The organism is uncultured Slackia sp., from assembly GCF_934630525.1.
Lineage (GTDB): Bacteria > Actinomycetota > Coriobacteriia > Coriobacteriales > Eggerthellaceae > Slackia.
Genome location: NZ_CAKTVX010000002.1, coordinates 32,846 through 51,740, shown reverse-complemented (window position 1 = coordinate 51,740; position 18,895 = coordinate 32,846). Strand labels below are relative to the sequence as shown.

At 55.6% G+C, this 18,895-nt stretch carries 18 protein-coding genes; 15 read left to right on the top strand and 3 right to left on the bottom strand.

Annotated elements, in window-relative coordinates; genetic code table 11:
- The first annotated feature begins 21 nt into the window (after nt 1-21).
- The 11 genes from nrfD (Q0D41_RS10030) to Q0D41_RS02205 all read left to right on the top strand — a co-directional run bounded on the left by nrfD (Q0D41_RS10030) (nt 22) and on the right by Q0D41_RS02205 (nt 12,016).
- Nucleotides 22-885, top strand: coding sequence for an NrfD/PsrC family molybdoenzyme membrane anchor subunit (gene nrfD, locus Q0D41_RS10030; RefSeq protein WP_367113799.1), 864 nt, complete (start codon nt 22-24; stop codon nt 883-885).
- A gap of 61 nt (nt 886-946) precedes the next feature.
- Nucleotides 947-1,384: a GntR family transcriptional regulator gene (locus Q0D41_RS02250; protein ID WP_294374611.1), complete on the top strand. Its 438-nt coding sequence runs from the start codon at nt 947-949 to the stop codon at nt 1,382-1,384.
- A complete protein-coding gene (locus Q0D41_RS02245; protein WP_294374609.1) occupies nt 1,381-2,319 on the top strand; it encodes a slipin family protein in 939 nt (312 codons plus the stop codon). The genes Q0D41_RS02250 and Q0D41_RS02245 overlap by 4 nt, the downstream gene beginning before the upstream one ends.
- A gap of 200 nt (nt 2,320-2,519) precedes the next feature.
- Entirely contained in the window at nt 2,520-4,919 is a 2,400-nt protein-coding gene (locus tag Q0D41_RS02240) for a molybdopterin-dependent oxidoreductase (RefSeq protein WP_294374607.1), read from the top strand.
- A gap of 10 nt (nt 4,920-4,929) precedes the next feature.
- Nucleotides 4,930-5,550, top strand: coding sequence for a 4Fe-4S dicluster domain-containing protein (locus tag Q0D41_RS02235; RefSeq protein ID WP_294374605.1), 621 nt, complete (start codon nt 4,930-4,932; stop codon nt 5,548-5,550).
- An 11-nt stretch (nt 5,551-5,561) separates the two neighbouring features.
- On the top strand, nt 5,562-6,728 hold the full coding sequence (gene nrfD / locus Q0D41_RS02230) for an NrfD/PsrC family molybdoenzyme membrane anchor subunit (protein WP_294374603.1): 1,167 nt from the start codon (nt 5,562-5,564) through the stop codon (nt 6,726-6,728).
- A 75-nt stretch (nt 6,729-6,803) separates the two neighbouring features.
- Complete coding sequence (locus Q0D41_RS02225) at nt 6,804-7,514, top strand: molecular chaperone (RefSeq protein ID WP_294374599.1); 711 nt, start codon at nt 6,804-6,806, stop codon at nt 7,512-7,514.
- 309 nt (nt 7,515-7,823) lie between these two features.
- Nucleotides 7,824-9,116, top strand: coding sequence for a YcjF family protein (locus Q0D41_RS02220; RefSeq protein WP_294374597.1), 1,293 nt, complete (start codon nt 7,824-7,826; stop codon nt 9,114-9,116).
- Between the two features lie 81 nt (nt 9,117-9,197).
- Entirely contained in the window at nt 9,198-11,078 is a 1,881-nt protein-coding gene (locus Q0D41_RS02215) for a TIGR03960 family B12-binding radical SAM protein (protein WP_294374595.1), read from the top strand.
- Nucleotides 11,071-11,754 carry a TIGR03936 family radical SAM-associated protein gene (locus Q0D41_RS02210; RefSeq protein WP_294374592.1) on the top strand — a complete coding sequence of 228 codons (684 nt, stop codon included), beginning with the start codon at nt 11,071-11,073 and terminating at the stop codon, nt 11,752-11,754. The genes Q0D41_RS02215 and Q0D41_RS02210 overlap by 8 nt, the downstream gene beginning before the upstream one ends.
- Before the next feature lie 55 nt (nt 11,755-11,809).
- The gene (locus tag Q0D41_RS02205; protein WP_114615793.1) at nt 11,810-12,016 is read left to right on the top strand and encodes a hypothetical protein; all 207 of its coding nucleotides are present in this window, start codon (nt 11,810-11,812) and stop codon (nt 12,014-12,016) included.
- Between the two features lie 408 nt (nt 12,017-12,424).
- On the opposite strand, the gene Q0D41_RS02200 is transcribed toward Q0D41_RS02205, so the two are convergent.
- On the bottom strand, nt 12,425-13,984 hold the full coding sequence (locus Q0D41_RS02200; protein WP_294374588.1) for an aminotransferase class I/II-fold pyridoxal phosphate-dependent enzyme: 1,560 nt from the start codon (nt 13,982-13,984) through the stop codon (nt 12,425-12,427).
- Nucleotides 13,985-14,233: 249 nt separating this feature from the next.
- Entirely contained in the window at nt 14,234-14,617 is a 384-nt protein-coding gene (locus Q0D41_RS02195) for a NifB/NifX family molybdenum-iron cluster-binding protein (protein WP_294374587.1), read from the bottom strand.
- Nucleotides 14,618-14,908: 291 nt separating this feature from the next.
- On the opposite strand from Q0D41_RS02195, the gene yddG reads away from it, so the two are divergent.
- The 4 genes from yddG to Q0D41_RS02175 all read left to right on the top strand — a co-directional run bounded on the left by yddG (nt 14,909) and on the right by Q0D41_RS02175 (nt 18,313).
- The gene (gene yddG / locus Q0D41_RS02190; RefSeq protein ID WP_294374584.1) at nt 14,909-15,799 is read left to right on the top strand and encodes an aromatic amino acid DMT transporter YddG; all 891 of its coding nucleotides are present in this window, start codon (nt 14,909-14,911) and stop codon (nt 15,797-15,799) included.
- 222 nt (nt 15,800-16,021) lie between these two features.
- Nucleotides 16,022-17,182 carry an inorganic phosphate transporter gene (locus tag Q0D41_RS02185; protein WP_294374580.1) on the top strand — a complete coding sequence of 387 codons (1,161 nt, stop codon included), beginning with the start codon at nt 16,022-16,024 and terminating at the stop codon, nt 17,180-17,182.
- Between the two features lie 15 nt (nt 17,183-17,197).
- Complete coding sequence (locus Q0D41_RS02180) at nt 17,198-17,422, top strand: hypothetical protein (RefSeq protein ID WP_114615788.1); 225 nt, start codon at nt 17,198-17,200, stop codon at nt 17,420-17,422.
- A 33-nt stretch (nt 17,423-17,455) separates the two neighbouring features.
- A complete protein-coding gene (locus Q0D41_RS02175; protein WP_294374577.1) occupies nt 17,456-18,313 on the top strand; it encodes a universal stress protein in 858 nt (285 codons plus the stop codon).
- A gap of 130 nt (nt 18,314-18,443) precedes the next feature.
- On the opposite strand, the gene Q0D41_RS02170 is transcribed toward Q0D41_RS02175, so the two are convergent.
- Entirely contained in the window at nt 18,444-18,869 is a 426-nt protein-coding gene (locus Q0D41_RS02170; protein WP_294374575.1) for a peptide deformylase, read from the bottom strand.
- Nucleotides 18,870-18,895: the final 26 nt, after the last annotated feature.

The window sequence follows — 18,895 nt, the reverse complement described above, 5'->3', positions numbered from 1 at the left end:
ACTCTTTGCCGAGGTGAACCTATGTTCAGCGATTTTGCAGTGTGGTATTTGTTTTTTGCTGGAACTGCGGCTGGGTCGTTCGTGATTGCCGCGACTCTTGATTTTCGGGGGAACTCTTTCGCGGACATGCGCTTGGTTTCGCTTGCATCCCGCGTGGGCTTTTGTGGTGCGCCAGTGCTGTTGGGCATTGCTGCGCTCATGTTGTTCCTCGATTTAGGAAATCCCGCCGCGATTGGCTTTGCGTTCTCGAATCCGGTTCGTTCGCTTGTTTCGATTGGCGCGTGGCTTATCGCCCTTGCCCTTGTCGTTTTTTTAATGGTTGTCGCGTTGCTGCTCTTGCGAGTTCGCTGCCGTTGCTTTCGTCTTCTTGAAGTCATTGGTTCTGTAATCGCCGTGGGGCTCATGTGCTATACGGGTGTTCTGCTCGCTTCTATGAATTCCGTTGACTTTTGGAATACTCCGCTGCTTGTGGCGTTGTTCGTTTTTTCAGCTTTGAGCTGTGGGTGCGGCTTTCTTTCCGCCGTGGCTTTCTGTATCCAGGGAAGTGCTCGGGGCTTTTCTTGCCTGCGTTGGGTGGGGGTGGTTCTGTGCGTAATTGAGGCGGTTTCGCTCGTTGCCTTGCTGATTGGGCGTTGGCTGTATAGTGAAGCTTCGCGTCAGTCGTGCTCCATGCTGCTGTTTGGAGAATGGGCGGACGTTTTTTGGGTTGGCCTTGTGCTATGTGGCATCGTCGTCCCTCTTGTGCTTGCATGTTTCGAGCGACATGGTTTTGCGCCCGCTCTTCGATTGGTGGATGGGTGCTCGGTGCTCGTAGGCGGTGCGTGCCTTCGATTTTGTATCATCGGCGTGGCTCTTTATTCTGCTCCATGTTTTGTTGTGTCATAATGTAATAGTTCAATATGCAATTATGCTCGCGTTGTAAGCGAAGATTCGATCGGGGTGGGTTATGAATCCCGCAGTGAAAACAAATACGGCATTTTCGCCAACCATGGTAGATAAAAACCTCATTACGCTCGATGAGAATAGCGGTGTTCCCATTTGGATGCAGTTACGAAATCGTTTGGTGTATTTGGTCGTGTCGGGAACTGTGGCACCCGGTTCCAAATTGCCCACTGTGCGCGATTTGTCCTCGTTCCTTAGCGTAAATTACAACACGGTTAGCAAGGTTTATCGCGACATCGAAAAAGACGGGTACGTCATAACGCGGCGCGGCAAGGGAACGTTTGTGGCGGAGGTCAATTCTGAAGGATTTGAAGCTGCCGATGCGAAAGCTGCGATCGATTTGCTCGTCGATACTTTTCTAGAGCAGGCGAAAGAGCTCGGTCTTTCTGAGTCCGACGCTGCGGCGGCGGTTGCGAATCGCGCAGGAGGAATGTTCGTATGAAGCTTGGAAAGAATCATTGCGTAAATGATAGCGCCGCGTCTGAACAGGCGTTTACGAGCGCTTCTCATGAATCTCCGGATAATATCGTCTCCGAGAAAGATGCGTCGCGTGCTGGCGTCTATGGTTTTGCGATTCTTATGTTTGCTCTCGGCTTCTGCGTTGTTTTCGCACTTACGCTGCCCGTCTTGTCGCCATACACCGTGCTTGCATCGGCCATAGCCGGCTTTGCGCTTTCATCGACGTTTCGCGTAGCGACCCAATGGGAGCATGTGGCCCTTCTGCGCTTTGGCCGTTTTCGGAGAATTGCGCAGCCTGGTATTTATGTGGTGATTCCTTTTGTTGACTCAGTTGCCATGCGCATAGATCAACGAGTCATTACGACGGCGTTCTATGCGGAGCAGGCGCTTACGAGTGATTTGGTGAGCGTCGATGTTGATGCGATTCTGTTTTGGGCTGTATTTGACTCGGAAAAAGCCTGCCTCGAGGTTGCGAATTTCCCCCAAGCTGTGCGCAGAGCTGCGCAAACTGCCATTCGCGACGCTATAGGTCAGGTGAGTCTGGCAGATCTGTCGCTGCGTCGTCGCCAGCTCGATCACGAGTTGCAAGAATTCATGGCCGAGAAATGCGAGGAATGGGGCATTAGCGTTATTTCGGTTGAGATTCGCAATATTAAGATTCCGAATGAGCTGCAAGATTCGCTTGCACGCGAGGCTCAGGCTGAGCGGGAGCGAGACGCTCGCATACTGCTTGCCGATGTTGAACGGGACATTTCGGAAATGTATGTTGATGCGGCGCGCACCTATAACCAGGAGCCTGGCGCCATGCAACTTCGTGCGATGAATCTATCCTACGAAAGCGCTCGCGATGGCAAAGGTGTGCTCATTGCGCCGAGCAGCCTGGCTGATGGTTTTGTTGACGTGGCGACCTCGAAATAATGTAGCTATCCTCAAATAAAATAACTATTGAACTATTGAACTAGTTCAATAAAAGAGTATTATATTGGGCATTAGGTTGGCCTGCCTTTTTTGATTCATGCAAGGGGGGAGCGCAATCCTAGGTCCAATTTCGTTTTGGTTGCAAACATGCGGAGTATGTGCCTAGGGTGGCGCTTTCGGGATTAATTCGAGGAGGAAACATGACGGGAGCACAAGGTTCGAAATTCGACCTAACCCGCAGAGGCTTTCTCAAAGCTGGTGCCGTATCGGCTATGGGCCTGGCTGCCGCCGGTTCGATGACCGGTTGTTCTGGATGGCTCGGTTCGACGGCGCCCGAAGCCGCCGAAGAGAAAACCGTCTATACGTTGCACCAGTTCATGTGCACGGGCCGCTGCTCATTGAAGTGCACGGTTCGCGATGGTCGTTTGGCTATGATCCAGCCCAATGATACAGTTGACGAATATTATCGCCATGTATGCATGAAGGGCATCTCTGAGATTCAACACGTGTATTCCGACGAGCGCCTTCAGACGCCTATGCGTCGTGTTGGCGAGCGTGGAAGCAATGAGTTCGAGGCGATTACGTGGGATGAGGCTCTTGCTACGATTGGCGAGGAGCTGAATAAAGCGTGGAATAAGTACGGTAAGTCTTCCGTATACATGTCCGCCTCTAATGAACCGCGTTTTTCCTTCCTGCCAGCGCTCTTGGGCTGCGCGACTGGCGTTGAGCCGGGTATTGATCGCGGAACGGGCAATGGCGAGGCGCCCGCCATTGGCGGCGACGTTTTCGGCGGTGGTACGGCTGAATCGCGCGATTGGGTGAATACGAAGACCTTGGTTATCGCTGGTACAAACCTGCTGGAAACTTCAATGATGCAGGCGAATACCTTCATGGACGCCAAAGAAGCAGGGTGCGAGATTATCGTACTCGATCCTCATTTTTCTACCACGGCGAGCAAAGCTGACCAGTGGATTCCCATTCAACCTGGATGCGATGCGGCGTTTTACTTGGGTATGACGACGTATATCCTTGAGAATAAGTTGTACGACGAAAAATTCGTGCTCGAGCATACTTCTCTGCCATTTTTGATGAATGCTGAAACTGGCGAGATGCTGCGCGAGGGCAAAGAGTGGGGCATTGACGAAGAGACCGGTGATCCGGTTGATCCGGGCGATTTCATGGTATGGGATGCGACGGCTGGCAAAGCCGTTCCGTATTCGTCTGCGATTTTGACTGCTGCGCTTGAAGGTGAATTCGATCTTGATGGAGTGCAGGCAACGACCGCTTTTTCGAATTTGAAAAAGAATCAGGCGCAGTACACCACCGAATGGGCCGCAGGCGTTACCGGAATCGATGCAGCCACGATTGAGGAAGTCGCTCGCAAGTACGCGACGAATGGTCCTGCTTATTTGGTATTTGGCCAGGGTGGGTCGGACAAGTATTCCAATCCAGACATTATTGGCCATGCCGGCATGGTGCTCACGGCTCTCACGGGAAATATTGGCAAACCAGGCAGTGGCATTGGCCATACCATCGGTGGTGCGGGCTATGGCGTGGCGCTTGGCGAATGGAAGCTTCCCGAGCAGTTTAAGCCCGCCGAGCTCGATGTTCGCGCCGATCGCTTCCCCACTCGCGAAAACGATGTGCATGTGATTATCTCGCTTGGCAATACCTTCCAGCAGTATTGGGCGAACATGAACAAGACTCGCGAATGGATTGATTCGCTTGATTTCATTGTGCATATCGGAATGTACTACGAAGATACCGTGAAGTACGCTGACATAGTTTTGCCGGTATGCAGCAAATTCGAGGATACGGTCGAGCATTCCATCGTCCGCAGCGATTATAACCACGTGAACCTGCAGACGAAATGCATTGACCCGCTGTTCGACAGCAAGCCCGACTTCGACGTGATGCGCCTGATTGCCGAATCGGTTGGCTTGGGAGATTACTTGCCTAAGGACGCCGAGGAGCTTGTACGCTATCAAATCGAGAACTCGAAAGATTTGGCCGACCAAGGCATTACGCTCGATGCCCTGATTAAAAATCACGGCAGCATCAAGATGGCCAATACTGATGAGCCTCGTCGCGGTTACACGGATCTGAAATTTAAGACGCCGACCGAGCGCATGGAAGTGTATTACCAGTCACAAGCCGAAGTCGGCCAGGGCTGGCCGAACTGGGAAGAGAACAACGAGGCGTATGCAGGCAATCCGCTCGCCGAGAAGTATCCGCTGCAGTTTACACAGACGCGCACGCGTTTCTCGAATCACTCGCACTTCAAGGCCGCCGCATGGCTTCAACAGTTTGTCAAGCCGGTGCTCGAGCTTAATCCGAGAGATATGGAATCGAGGGGCATTGCCGACGGCGACTTGATCGAGGCATTCAATGATCGTGGGTCGTTCAAATGCGTTGCGCGCGCAAATAACGCAGTGCGTCCGGGGTCGTCTCGCACGTTTGAGGCAGGTTGGAGCAAATTTATCGAAGAGGGCAACACTCAAAATGTGACGAATGACCACGTCAATGAGCGCGACGAATATTTGCCCACTGGTGCGCCCATTCCCTTTAACGACACGCTCATCGAAGTGAAGAAAGCGTAGGTGACAATCAATGACGAAACTTGCCATTGGCATTAACCTTGATCGCTGCATTGGCTGCCATACCTGTGCTAATGCGTGCAAAATGCAAAACAACGTTCCTATGAACATGCTCTGGAATCGCGTAATTACCGAGGGCTGCGACGTGATTGACGGCGCAGTGGGCGAATACCCGAATTTGAGTCGCACCTATATCGCGCTCGCGTGCCAACATTGCGAAAATGCCGCATGCAAGAAAGTATGCCCGACTGGAGCCACGTACAAAGATGACAAGGGCCGTGTTGAGATTGATTACGACAAGTGCATCGGTTGTCGAATGTGCATGGCAGCATGTCCGTATAACGCGCGTGTATTCAACTGGGAAGATCCGCTCCGCGAGCCCGACTTCAATTACGGCGATGCTCGCGTGCCTGTTCGCACCCGTGGCGTAATGGAAAAGTGCACGCTGTGCAAAGAGCGCACCGATGACGGAGAAAAGCCGATGTGTGTGGTGTGCTGCCCGACGCATGCTCGCGTCTATGGGGACTTGGACGATCCCGAGTCTGAGATTTCCAAACTGCATGCCATGAAAAAAGTCCGTATTCTTCTGGAAGAAAAGGGCACGAAGCCCCAGGTCTTCTACTACAACAACTAGGGGGTGCCACTATGCAATTCTCTTCTAAGGCGAAAGCCGGTCTCGGCATTCTTCTGGCTGTGATGGTGGTGGGCTTTTGCGCGTATGCGTATCAGCTGATGGGCGGTTTGGGCGTGACTGGCATGTCCAATGGCGTGTCATGGGGCCTCTACATCACGTGCTTCATGTTCTTTGTCGGTTTGTCTGCCGGCGGTCTGATCGTGGCAAGCTCGGCTCATGTGTTCCATATTGAGTCATTCAAAAAGGTTTCGATGCCTGCCGTTATTACCTCGACGGTATGCATCCTGTGCGCCGGCGCATTCATCTTGATTGATTTGGGTGGCATTCAACGCATTTGGAACATGTTTGTAAGCTTGAATTTCACATCGCCGCTTGCGTGGGATATGTGCGTCATTACTACGTATCTCGTCATCAACATCCTCGATATCGTGTGGTTGCGTAAGGGCGATGAGCGCAAGGTTCAGATTCTCTCGTATGTCGCGCTGCCTGTTGCAATTCTGGTTCACAGCGTTACTGCGTGGATTTTCGGATTGGAAATCGCCAAAGAAGGCTGGTATAGCGCGATTATGGCTCCGATTTTCGTTGCTTCCGCGATGGATTCCGGTTTGGCCCTGCTGATGTGCGTGCTTGCTGCATCGAAGAAGGCAGGCATTTTCGATGCGGGTGAAAAGCTGTTTGCCGATTTGGCGCGCCTTCTTGCAACGTTTATCGCGGTCGACGCGTTCTTCATTGGCTGCGAGCTCTTGACCGTCTTTTACCCAGGCACCGAAGGTGCGACCGAGCTTCTGGGCATTATGACGTCGGGTGCGACTGCGCCGTTCTTCTGGTTCGAAATCATTGGTGGCCTTCTGATTCCGTTCCTGTTGCTTGCGTCTGCAAAGCGCCACAAGAATACCGTGCTGGTCGTGCTCGCGAGTGCGCTCGTGATGTTCGGTGTATTCTGCAAGCGTGTTTGGCTCCTTTTCACGAGCTTTGCGATGACGAATATGTATGGTGCGCCGGGTATTTCTTCTGGCTCCACGATTGCTCGCAATTCGACTGGTGCCGATATGTGGTCACTCGCGGGCTCGTATACGCCCACTATTGTTGAGGCGCTTATCGTAGCCGCCGTCGTGAGCTTCTGCGTTTTCGCTATCGCGCTCCTGTCTAAAAAGCTCGTTGGGCACGAAAACGCATAGACACGTATATTGATCTTCTCTCCGGGATGCCGTTCGCCACGAAAGGCGGGCGGCATCATTGAAAGGCGACATCTCATGCAGACTTTTTCTAACGACGATTGGCGGTCGGCCTCCGAACTCTATGCATTCTTGGGTAATTCCCTTCTTGACCCCATGAATCGAACGGAAGTCGTAGGTCTTGATGTTGAATTCTGGATTGCGATTTCAAAAATGTTCAATGGGTCGCTCGAAAATGAAGCGAAGGCGCTCGCATCGTGGGCGAATGGCCATGAGCATGAAAGTCGCGAGCACGTCGTGCGGGATGTTTCAGTTGAATTCACGCATTTGTTCGTCGGTCCTCCGAAGCCGGCTGCGGCGCCTTGGGAAAGTGCGTATGGCAACGTGGAATCCCATGTTGGATTTGGAGTGGCCACGCATGAGATGCGCGACATTATGCGTGACATGGGATTGTCATTGCAGAACGAGAGCAACCAATACGAAGACCATATTGGAATCGAGCTGCTTATTGCCTCCGAAATGTGTCGACGGATTGCCAATGGGCTGTCTTGCGGTGTCGCTTGCAGCGTTGTGGAAGAAATCGACGCAACCCCGCAATGTGGCGATTCGAGTGAGGACGACGTAATGGACGCAGCTCGTTTTGCGGAATACGTAAACGAGCATCCGTTGCGTTGGATCGGCAAAATGAGGGCACGTGTTTCTACGGAGGCGCCTGACGGGTATTTTGTCCGGATGCTGGGGCTTGCGGAAGCGGCACTCTCGTGGCACGTGCGACAGATTGAAAAATAGGGACAGGCTGGGCTAGGGCATCCTAGCCCTCTTTGCATTATGGGGAGCAATGGATTGTGCATGTTCGTTAACGCGGATATGCTTTTTCACTTTCTAGGCGCATTTTGCGATTGGGGGTCTTTTATTGCGTTGGCTGTGAGGTTTGGCTTTGTTGCCTTGAAGTTAACGTAAGAGCTTCAGCGGCCTTGTCGACGGTACGCTCTATGTTAGTGGGCGTACGTTGCGTTGGGTATTCGTGCCGATTTCCTTCGGGTTATGGGATTTAGGAATCAATGGCGGTCCCACGCTATAATAGGCAAGAATGCAAGCATGATGGCCGCGTGGTCGCTGTTCGAGGAGGCAATTGATATGCCGAAAATGCCCAAGATGCCTATTGATGTGATGGCCGTATTGCAAGAGGCCACTGATGTTGAGGCGGCTCGTTCGGTGCCTTTGTGCGTGTCTGTTTTGCTCGACGATACCGCGCCTGACGACCTTACGGCTTTCGTGCGTTCGAGTTTCGCGAGCGCGAGCCCGCAAGCGCGCGTGTCGGTGAACTACTTCGAAGACGCCCATATCGCGTTCGACGCTCGCAGCGACATGGCGGTTATCGCTGCCGGTTTCACGCCCGAAATCGGCGAAATCGTGTCTCGCCTTCGCGGCGAGGGCATTCCCGTCATGGTTGTTACCACGCTTCCTGAATGCGTGAATGGCGCTGCTGAAGCGGCGGGGTATCCCATCGACGCGGCTGACGTGATTGCGCCCGACCCGGAAATCGACGGCGTGGTCACGCTCCATGAGCCGCTCGTTGTTACGAAGGAAGGCGCGATTTCGGGTCGCGAGGTCGACCCCGAAGACCCGTTCTCGCTTGAGCCGTTGCCGATGTGCGCCGCTTATGACGAGCAACTTCGCACGAAGATGGGCGAGTGGGTAGTGGCTGCGTTCCGCGAGAAGCGCCTTGCGTTCGCGCAGGCGTTCGATTTCGTGCGAAAGCCGCTTTCGATGGAATCGGTGCGTGCGACGGCGTTTCAGAATGCGGGCATTGGCCTTGTGATATTCGTTCCCGGCGCCGATTTCCCCATTATGACGCTGAACCAGACGAAAATGGTCATCCAAATCGCCGCTGCGTATGGGCAGCCGCTTTCCGCCGAGCGCGTGAAGGAGCTTGCAGCCGTTGTAGGCGGCGGACTTGCGTGTCGCACGGTTGCGCGTCAGGTGGCGGGTCTTGTGCCTGCTGTCGGTTGGGCGGTGAAGGCCGGTGTAGGCTATGCGGGCACGTGGGCCATGGGCATGGCTGCCGCCGAGTATTTCGAGCACGGCGGCAATATGGCCGGCGTAGGCGCCGTGGTTGACGAGGCGCGCGCTGCGGCGTCTCGCGCTGCCGACGAGACGGCTGCCGGACGAGCGGCAAAGGGCTTTGTAGCATCGCTTGGACTTCAGGCGAAAAATGCTGCCACGGGCCGTGTTCGTGCCGCGGTTGCGCAGGCGCCTGGAGTGGCCGCGGGAGCCATGCGTGCCGTTGCGAACGCCGCAGCATCTGCCGCGCAGGCTGCGGCCACTGGTGCGGCCCGAGCGGGCGCCGCCGCCGATGCCGTGGAGGCTTCGGCGCACGATTCCGAATAACATGACGCGCGTTCGCTTTGGTTGGCGGGCGCGCACGCTTTCTGTATTTGCCATCGCTTTCTTCGACATGAGGGATTTCATATGCAAAATCTTTGGCCTCGCATTGAGGGGCTTTTGCGCGACGCGGGGCGCGACATCAGCCGTCCGGCACGCTATTTGAACCACGAATGGGGTTGCACGTACAAAGACGACGCCGACTATCACTTCTGCATGATCTACCCCGATACCTACGAGCTTGGGCAGCCGAACCAGGCCGTGCGCATTCTGTGTAATGTTGTGAATGCTGTCGACGGTATGTATGCCGAGCGCGGCTATCTTCCTGCGGCCGACATGATTGACCTCATGCGTCGCGAGGGCGTTCCTGCATTTTCACTGGAAAGCTGTGCGCCGCTGCATGAGTTTGACGCGGTGGGTTTCTCGTTGTCTCACGAGCTCGTCGCCACCAACGTGCTTGAAATGCTCGATTTGGGACGCATTCCGCTGCGTGCCGCCGATCGAGACGAGTCGAACCCGCTTATCGTGGCGGGCGGCCCCTGCGCGTTCAATGCTGAGCCTTTTTCAGCGTTTTTCGACGTGTTTTTGTTGGGCGAAGGCGAAGAATCGCTTCCCGAACTGCTCGTTCTTCATCGGGAAATGAAGCAAGCGGGCGCGTCGCGCGCTGAGTTTTTGCGCGCTGCTTCGCATTTGGAGGGCTGCTATGTGCCGTCGCTCTACGATGTGCTTGATGAGGACGAGGCACAGCAAACAGGCGCATGGGTGCGCCCGAAATACGAGGATGTGCCCGCGAATATCGTAAAGCGCATTTGGAAAGATTTCGCGACCTCTCCTGCCTGGGAGCCGACTGTGGTGCCGTTCGCGGAACTCGTGCATGACCGCTTGAACGTTGAGATTCTGCGCGGTTGTACGCGTGGATGCCGTTTCTGCCAAGCGGGCATGATGTATCGTCCCGTGCGCGAGCGTTCCGCCGACAACATCGTTTCCGCTGTTCAACGCGGACTTGCTGAAACTGGCTACGACGAAGTGAGCCTTACGTCGCTTTCTTCGACCGACCATAGCCAGATCGAGGAAATTCTGCGTCGCTTGAATCGCGGCCTCGATGGAAAGGGCATTTCGGTATCGATTCCAAGCCAACGCTTGGATTCGTTTGGTGTTGAAATGGCCGAGTTGGTCGCGGGCGGAAAGCGCGGCGGCCTGACGTTTGCGCCGGAAGCCGGCACGCAGCGGCTGCGCGACGTCATTAACAAGGGCGTGTGCGAGGAAGACTTGTTTGGCGCTATTGACGCGGCATTTGCCGCCGGCTGGCGTCGCTGCAAGCTCTATTTTATGATTGGCCTTCCTACCGAGACCGATGATGATATCAAGGGCATCGCGAGCCTTGCCCAGCGTGCGTACGACCGCGCGAAGAAGGCTACGCCGCCCGAGGCGCGCGGCAGCGTGAAGGTCTCCATCTCGTGCGCGCTGTTCGTGCCGAAGGCTCAAACGCCTTTCCAATGGGATGGCCAAATCACGACCGAAGAGGCCCATAGGCGCATTAATCTGCTGCGATCGAGCGTGAAATATCGCGCGGTTGACGTGCATTGGCACGAGCCCGACGTTTCGCTTGTCGAGGCCATGATGAGCCGTGGCGGACGAGAGGTGTGCGACGTCGTCGAAACCGCCTGGCGCCACGGCGCGCGCTTTGATGCCTGGACCGAGTTTTTCTCGCTCGATACGTGGCGCGACGCGTGCGAGGAATGCGGTGTCGATATGGAAGGCATCGCTCAGGGCCAATACGAAACGAGCTGGGTTACGCCATGGGACCACCTTTCGGTCGGTGTGACCACGCGCTTCTTCCGTCGTGAACGCCGTTTGGCGCAGGAGGAGCGCACGACGCCCGATTGCAGCTACGAGCGCTGCTCGGCGTGCGGCGTCTGTCCGAAGCTCGATATCGACATCCAATGCCAGGAGGAGCGTCATGGCTGATTTCCGTTTGCGCGTGACCTACGCTGAAACCGGTCGCTTGGTCATGCTTTCGCATCTCGAGATTGCGCGCGCCTTGGAGCGTGCAGTGCGCCGCGCCGGGTTGCCCTATGCCGTTAGCCAGGGCTTTTCTCCGCATATGAAGCAGGCGTTCGGCTCTGCGCTGCCTGTGGGCGTGGGTGGTTTGGAAGAGATTTTCGACGTATCGCTCACCGACTACGTGCCGCCCGAAGAGGCCTTGGCCCGTCTTCAGGCGTCGAGCGCGCCCGACCTTATGCCACATGCGGCACGCTATATCACCAAGGACGAGACGGCGGCTTCGGCGGCGTATCCGCGTTCGACGTACGAGGCGCTTCTGGAGGCATCGCGTTCGGGCGATTGCGAGATGGATGTGCTTGCGGCGGCGCGTGCGCTTTCGGTTCCTTCCGAGATTACGGTTGTTCGCAAGAAGAAGGAGCGTGTGTTGGTTCCTTCCGAGTTCGTCGTTGGTGAACTTGAGGTTGAACCTGCGGAACCAGGAGAAGAAGGGCAGAGCCGTGCGCTTGTCCGCTTCACGCTCGAATCGAAGGCGTCGGGCAGCTTGCGCCCCGATGTGTTGCTCGAGCATATGCTCGCCGATTCGGGCCTTCGCGCTGCGTCGATTCTCCGTACGAAGCAAAGCGAAATTCCAAAGGAATAGATGAAGCGGGGTGGAGGTTCGTGCTTCCGCCCCACTTTGATGATGGGAGAGTTCGATGTATAAGGTTCGCTATATCACCACGTCGGAAGTCACGGCGGTTCGATATGTGTTTGAGGAAAAGGAAATTGAGGCCGCCGACGATGCGGATGCGATTGCGAAGTTTGATGCCGAATGCACAACGCCGCTTGATTCTTCGATTGCCATGGATATCGTGTCGGGCGAAGGTTATGATTGGGCGATTTTGAAGTCAGTGGACTTGTAGAATCGTTTATCTTGCGCGCATGGGCGGCGCAGAGGCGGTTCCGGTGCTTCGCCTACGACCACGGCTCGCTACCGCTCACTTCGTTCGCTATGCGCTCGCCTGGCGGCGTTTCATTTTTAATTGAAGTTCGTTAATTGAACGCCGACGGTCGAGGGCGAAGCGCCGGAACCGCCTCTGCGCTTCGCTCCTTGGGCTACGCTATGCGCTCAGCTGGCTTCGCTTAGCTTTTGAAGGAAGAGCTAGCATGAGCTCAGACGGCCTTCGCGAAGCCGTGGCACGATCGTACGGGCTTCGTTCGTTCTTCAATCGCTTGGCGGCGCTTCGTTTGAAATGAAGCGCGCGAATTGAACGTCGACGGCTTAGGGCGAAGCGCCGGTGCCGCTTCAGCGTTTCGCCCTTTAGACTGTGTTACTGCCTATACGTTGACAGGAATTCTTCCAGGTCGCGCATAGCTTCGCTCAGCACTTCGATGCGCGGCAGGTATACGATGCGGAAGTGGTCGGGCTCGCCCCAATTGAAGCCACCGCCGCGTGTGATGAGAATCTTCTTTTGATGCAGCAGGTCGAGAGCGAACTGCTCGTCGTTGGTGATGTTGAACTTCTTCACGTCAATCTTTGGGAAGATATAGAATGCGGCCTTCGGCTTCACTGCGGTAATGCCGTCGATGCTGTTCAGCGCGTTGTAGATGTATTCGCGTTGTTCGTAAATTCGCCCGCCGGGGACGATGTAATTATTCACGCTCTGGTGTCCGCCGAGCGCCGTTTGCACGATGGACTGTGCGGGAACGTTCGAGCACAAACGCATGTTTGAGAGCATATTGATGCCAAGCAGGAAGTCTTTCGCGCAAGACATGTTGCCCGAGAAAATCATCCAGCCAATGCGATATCCTGCGATCATGTGCGATTTCGAGAGGCCCGAGAATGTTACGCAGGGCAAATCAGGCGCGAGCGATGCGATGGAAATATGCTCCAGGCCGTCCATGACGAGGCGATCGTAGATTTCGTCGCTGAAAATCATCAGGTCGTGACGTCGGGCCAATTCGACGATTTGCTCGAGCACTTCGCGTGGGTACAGCGCGCCTGTAGGGTTGTTCGGGTTGATTATGACGAGCGCCTTGGTTCGCGGCGTGATTTTCGACTCCATGTCGGCAAGGTCGGGGAACCAGTCGGATTGCTCGTCGCAAATATAATGAACCGGTGTACCGCCCGCGAGTGTGGCGCATGCGGTCCACAGCGGATAATCGGGCGCTGGAATAAGAATCTCGTCGTCGTTGTCGAGGAGCGCCTGCATGCAGAGTTGGATGAGCTCGCTCACGCCGTTGCCGGTGTAAATACCGTCCATGTCGACGTTGGGAATGTGCTTGAGCTGGGCATACTGCATGATTGCCTTGCGTGCCGAAAATAGGCCGCGAGAATCGGAATAGCCTTCGCATTCGGGCAGCTGGTGGCGCATATCCTGAATGACCTCGTCGGGCGTGCGGAAGCCGAACGGAGCGGGGTTTCCGATGTTGAGCTTTGAGATTCGTTGGCCTTCTTTTTCCAATCGAGCGGCTTCGTCGACAACGGGGCCTCGTACGTCGTAGAGCACGTTCTCGAGCTTGGATGATTTCTTGAATTCACGCATGGTTGCACTCCTCGGTGTTAGTTCGGGCGCTGGTGCTTCGCTGATCGGCGTCTGGCCCGTGGTTGTTGAGTCGTTTTGGTTCAATTTCGTAGAAGATGCGGTCTCAAATTTCGTAGAAGATGCGGTCTCAAGCCGCTCGGGAGCTCGCGTAGGGGAGTGCGTCTGCGCTGACCGAGCTTGGGTTTCCCCCGAAAGCCAAGCGGCATCTACGCTTAGAATGCTCGCGAGCAGTTCCATGATGTCGCGGCGCGGCGTGGTTTTCCCGCTGACATACTGGCTCACCTGGCTTTTCCCAAGCTTTTTATCGTACTGGGCGGCTGAGTGTATCACATCGGCCTGGTTCATTCCGGCTTCCGACATAGCTTGTTTGAGCCGTGTCGAGAATTCATTCGATGACATCGCATCTCCTTGACGTTTGAAATTGAACTCAATGCGTTCAAAAAAGAAGAAGTTCAATTTCGAACACTATAGCACGGCTCGAAATTGAACTTCCAAAGAATTATGCGATTCACTTATGCGGCAAAATTGAACCTGCGGACGGCGCATGTTAAACGCTACGAGCATTTAACAGGTCGGATTGTGAAAGAGAATTCGTTATTGGTGGCAGGTGCCGCTGTGGTTGGCGCAGCTGTGTGAATGGGTGTGGTCGCTGTGGCAGGTTGCCTCGCCAACTTTGGGTAGGGTTCCTGCGAGCAGCGCCTCAACTGCAGCGTCAGGGGAGCCTGCGGCGCCTGCGTACACCTCGATGCCCGCCTGACCGAGCGCGTTAATCGCGCCGCCGCCGATGCCGCCGCAAATGAGTACATCGATGCCGCCCTGTGAAAGCAGGCCGGCGAGTGCGCCATGGCCGGCGCCGTTGCTGCCAATGATTTCCGACGCGACAACTTTTCCGTCTTCAACTTCGTAGACTTTGAATTGTTGCGTGTGGCCGAAGTGCTGGAAGATTTCTCCGTTGGCGTAGGTGGCCGCGATTTTCATGGTGCGCTCCTTGTCTGTTATGTGGTTGAAATGGGGCACGTGGAGCGTTCTTTTCGCAAGGGCGCAGCATATGTCTTTGATTCATTTCAACCCTTATTTCCTTATGGTTATAGGGTATATGCTATTGCGCGAATAGCAATACTTGTTTTCTCGCGAACGGTCGTTTCGTTGCGACCGGTGTTGTTTGGTCATGCTTTGTATTAGGAACTTGTTATTGCATGGAGGCACGCTTGTGCGAAAATTTCCGGCAGCGGAATAATCGCTATTTTGGCGCTGCATGAAAGGAAGACGGTGGGCGATTCAACGAAGAGGGCGACGTCGATTGGCTTGTGCGCTGTTGTGCTGTGGTCGATGATGTTCGGCTTCGTCCGCTTGACTACGCAATCTTTTGGTCCTGCTTTGGGTTCGGCGCTCATTTATTCATGCGCTGCCGTGTTTACGTATATTGGGTATCGCCCTACGCCATTGCGCCGTCTGCCCTTGAAATACGTTTTGTTTTCGGGTGGGTTGTTCGTGTTCTACGAAACGGCGATCACTGTCTCGATTGGTTTGGCGGCGAGTTCTGAGCAAACGCTCGAATTGAGCCTCGTGAATTACCTTTGGCCGACGATGCTCGTTCTGCTTTCTGCCTTCGACTCGGGCTCGCGCGCCTCCCTCGTTCGCGCTTTGCCCGGCGCCGTTGTTGCGACTGCGGGCGTTGTGCTTGCGGTTGGCGGCAACAATAATCTTGATTGGGGCGCGGTTGTTGCCGACGTTTCGTCTAACCCGCTTCCTTTTGCGCTCACCTTTGCCGCCGCGGCTGCTTGGGCGGTATATTCGGTGTATTCAAACAGGTTTTCGCAGGGCTGCGATGCGACCGCCTTTTTCATGGTGGGTGTTGCCGCGGTCTTGTGGACGATCTTCCTCGTCGAGGGCGTGCCCGCTCCCGCGGTGGCGCCAGGCCCGCAAGCGTTCTTCGCCCTTGCGGGCGCTGCCGGTTGCATTGCTACGGGTTATGCTTGCTGGGGTCATGGCATGCTCAAGGGCGATATGGCGAAAATGAGCATTGGGTCTTATGCCGCTCCCTTGCTTTCTGTTGTGGCGAGCACCATCATTCTTGGCGTAAGCCTTACGCCGCTGTTCTGGTGTGGCACTATCGCCGTAGTGGCCGGCTCTCTCATTAACTGGCGCATGCGACGCTAGGGTAGATTTAGACATTTTCGTTCAAAATAAGGTCGAATGTGGCCTCTTGTCAGAGAGTCTCTTCCGAGTTTTCTCGCGCATTCGCGCGCCATGGCCGCTTTACTTTGATTTGACATACGCCTGACATGGTTTGTGCAGCTGGTTTCTATCTTGTTACCTCAGGATGCGAGTTTGTGTGGTAAGCGAAGCTCGCGAAGGATTTTGAGGAGGAATCAGCTGTCTATGGACATCGCAACTTTGGTCGTTGTGGGGCTCGTGATTATAACGGCGCTCACGTTTGACTTCACGAACGGCTTTCACGACACGGCCAACGCCATGGCTACGTCGATCGCAACCGGAGCGCTTAAGCCGAAAACTGCGGTTATCGCTGCCGGTACGTTGAACTTGGTTGGTGCATTTCTTTCGACCGAGGTGGCGAAAACCATTTCTGGCGGCATCATCAATGAGCAGGCGGTGACAATTGGGCCTGAATATATTTTCGCGGGTCTCGTTGGCGCGATCATTTGGAACCTGCTCACGTGGCTCGTCGGCCTTCCTTCAAGCTCGTCCCATGCGTTGTTCGGCGGCCTTGTGGGCGCCGTTATTATCGGCGCGGGCGTTGAAGGCGTGAACTTCGGCGCGGTGCTTGCCAAGGTGCTCATTCCTGCGCTCGTTTCGCCGATCGTTGCCGGTTTGGCGGCGTTCGTCGCGGTGAAACTCATATATTTCATCGTGAAGAAGATGAGTGAAGACCAAATCGTTAATGGCTTCCGCCATGGCCAAACGGTTACAGCGTGCCTGGTGGCGCTTTCCCACGGCACTAACGACGCCCAGAAAACCATGGGCATTATCACGCTGACTCTTATCGCCGTTGGCGCTCAGGGCGCTGGCACCGGTCCCCAGCTTTGGGTCGTTGCTGTGTGCGGTTTGGCGATCGCTGCGGGCACGTACATGGGCGGTTGGCGCGTTATTCGCACCCTCGGCAAGGGCCTTACCGAGATTTCCACTCCGCAGGGTTTTGCCGCCGAGGCTGCTTCTGCAACCACAATTCTCGTTTCTTCGCATATGGGCTTCGCGCTTTCCACCACGCAGGTGTGCTCCGGCTCCATCATTGGTACCGGCCTTGGCAAGCATGGCAACAAGGTGAACTGGGGCGTTGCGGCTCGCATGCTCGTCGCATGGCTCGTTACGTTCCCGGCCGCCGGCCTCGTGGGCGCTGCGGCGTGCGCGCTCGCGAAAACTGGCCTTGGCGGAACGATTGCCGTCGCCTTTATCGCGGTGGCTGCCGCGCTGGTCATTTTCCGTCTGTCGAAGCGCAATCCCGTGAATTCGGGCAATGTCAATGAAGCTTCCGAAGTGAAGATCAAGGCCTCCACTTCGACCAAAGTCGCGACCGCTGCTTAAGGAAAGGATGCGAAGATGCAAGAGTTTATTAATTTCGCAACCGTGCTTGTGGTCGCCGTGTGCGTGGCCGGCATGATATCGACGCTGTACGCATCGGGCCTGCGCCTATGGGCCGCCGGCGGGCTTGACCGAGAAGGCTATGCGCGCATTATGCCGCGCGTGGGATCTGTGATTTGCTTCGCCGGCTGCGTGTTCATCGTGCTGTTCGCGCTGTGGCTCATGATTCCGATTTTCCACTAGGCAATGCTCGCGATTCTTTTTTGAGAGGCTCAAATGATGAAAAAGATTCTTGTCGGTATCGATGGAACCGCGCGCGGTACGAGGGCCCTTCATTGGGCGGCGCGTCGCGCGGGCCGCGAGGGCGCTAAGCTCGAGCTGCTCTCGGTTATCGATTCGAGGAAAGTGAAAGAAGCGGGCGTTTCGATCGAAGACGTTCAAGAGGCTGTTGAGGCGAACTTGGACAAGGCGCGCGATTTCGTTGCCGAGCGTTATTCCAACGTTCAGGTTGAGATGCGCATCGCGGAAGGCGAGGTTGTCGAGAACATCGTCGACGCCTCTGTTGGCTGCGACCTTATCGTGCTTGGCTCGCATCATGGCATGAGCGTCGGCGACACCATCGGCGGTGCGAAGCCTTTGCGCGTTGCTGTTTCGGCAGCTGTTCCCACGGCGGTTATTCCGGCCGACTGGGCAGAGGATTACGATGGGGAAGGCGTTGTAGTCGGAATCGACCCTGATGGATCCACGAATCAGGCGCTCGATTTCGCGATTGCCGAAGCGATTGCCACCGAGCAGCCGCTTCGATTAATTACAGGCTGGGGCCTGCCTGCCTGGATCTCGAAGCCCGCAGAAGCGATGGGCGGCGGCCTTGGGCCGGTTGGCGAACAGTATCAGGCTCGCCTCGATTCGCTTGCGGCGGTTCTGCGTGAGGAGCATGAGGGCCTTGACGTTCGTGGGCATGCTGTAGAAGGCTCGTCTCCTACGCGTGTTCTGCAGGGATATGCAAAAACCCGCGGCGTGCTTGTTTTGGGAACGCGTTCGCGCGCGGCGCTTGGTCGTGCGCTCTTCGGGTCGGTAACGCACTCGACGCTGTTGAACCTCACGATTCCGACCGTGATTGTTCCTCAAGACTAGCGAAACGGGATTTCTCACAGAAAAAGGCCTGTCGTTCGACAGGCCTTTTCGTTTTAAAGCAGCGCGTTTGGATTCCCGCTCGTTCATGCGGGGAAAGCCGGCGCGCTTCAAGAGCTTGCTGCGGAATCGCTTAAACGAGCTTGCCCTTGCAGTGGTCGACCATGTGCTGGATCATTTGCGCTTCCCAGCCGGCGAAGTCGCGCTTGCGATGCTTGAGTTCGCCATCGACGAGCTCGTCAAAAGCGAGCTTCATGTGGTCGTAGCGGGTGACCTTGCTCAGCTGGTCTTCGGGGCGCGTGAGGCAGCCTTCTTCGGTTTTGAACGCGGCAAGGCCCAACATGATTTTGGGATTGTAAATCACGTGGGGCTTGTCGGATTCGTCCAGGTAAACGCACAGCGCTTTAGTCACGCCGATCTGGTTTGCGGCCAGACATGCTGCGCCTTCGATAGATGCGAGCGTGTCGATGAGGTCTTGCGCCACGGAGGCGTCTTCGGCGGTGGCCGCTTCGCAGGGCGTGCTCAGAATGGCATCGTCAAAAACGAGCTCTTTAATCATGATGTGCCTTTCGGATTGGTTTCAAC

Coding starts and splice junctions, on each gene's coding strand:
- Q0D41_RS02235 (WP_294374605.1), top strand. CDS start 4,930: ATGACGAAACTTGCCATTGGCATTAACCTTGATCGCTGCATTGGCTGC.
- Q0D41_RS02185 (WP_294374580.1), top strand. CDS start 16,022: ATGGACATCGCAACTTTGGTCGTTGTGGGGCTCGTGATTATAACGGCG.
- nrfD (WP_294374603.1), top strand. CDS start 5,562: ATGCAATTCTCTTCTAAGGCGAAAGCCGGTCTCGGCATTCTTCTGGCT.
- Q0D41_RS02200 (WP_294374588.1), bottom strand. CDS start 13,984: ATGAACCAGGCCGATGTGATACACTCAGCCGCCCAGTACGATAAAAAG.
- Q0D41_RS02250 (WP_294374611.1), top strand. CDS start 947: ATGAATCCCGCAGTGAAAACAAATACGGCATTTTCGCCAACCATGGTA.
- Q0D41_RS02215 (WP_294374595.1), top strand. CDS start 9,198: ATGCAAAATCTTTGGCCTCGCATTGAGGGGCTTTTGCGCGACGCGGGG.
- Q0D41_RS02205 (WP_114615793.1), top strand. CDS start 11,810: ATGTATAAGGTTCGCTATATCACCACGTCGGAAGTCACGGCGGTTCGA.
- Q0D41_RS02175 (WP_294374577.1), top strand. CDS start 17,456: ATGATGAAAAAGATTCTTGTCGGTATCGATGGAACCGCGCGCGGTACG.
- Q0D41_RS02210 (WP_294374592.1), top strand. CDS start 11,071: ATGGCTGATTTCCGTTTGCGCGTGACCTACGCTGAAACCGGTCGCTTG.
- Q0D41_RS02240 (WP_294374607.1), top strand. CDS start 2,520: ATGACGGGAGCACAAGGTTCGAAATTCGACCTAACCCGCAGAGGCTTT.
- Q0D41_RS02170 (WP_294374575.1), bottom strand. CDS start 18,869: ATGATTAAAGAGCTCGTTTTTGACGATGCCATTCTGAGCACGCCCTGC.
- Q0D41_RS02225 (WP_294374599.1), top strand. CDS start 6,804: ATGCAGACTTTTTCTAACGACGATTGGCGGTCGGCCTCCGAACTCTAT.
- Q0D41_RS02220 (WP_294374597.1), top strand. CDS start 7,824: ATGATGGCCGCGTGGTCGCTGTTCGAGGAGGCAATTGATATGCCGAAA.
- Q0D41_RS02195 (WP_294374587.1), bottom strand. CDS start 14,617: ATGAAAATCGCGGCCACCTACGCCAACGGAGAAATCTTCCAGCACTTC.
- Q0D41_RS02245 (WP_294374609.1), top strand. CDS start 1,381: ATGAAGCTTGGAAAGAATCATTGCGTAAATGATAGCGCCGCGTCTGAA.
- nrfD (WP_367113799.1), top strand. CDS start 22: ATGTTCAGCGATTTTGCAGTGTGGTATTTGTTTTTTGCTGGAACTGCG.
- Q0D41_RS02180 (WP_114615788.1), top strand. CDS start 17,198: ATGCAAGAGTTTATTAATTTCGCAACCGTGCTTGTGGTCGCCGTGTGC.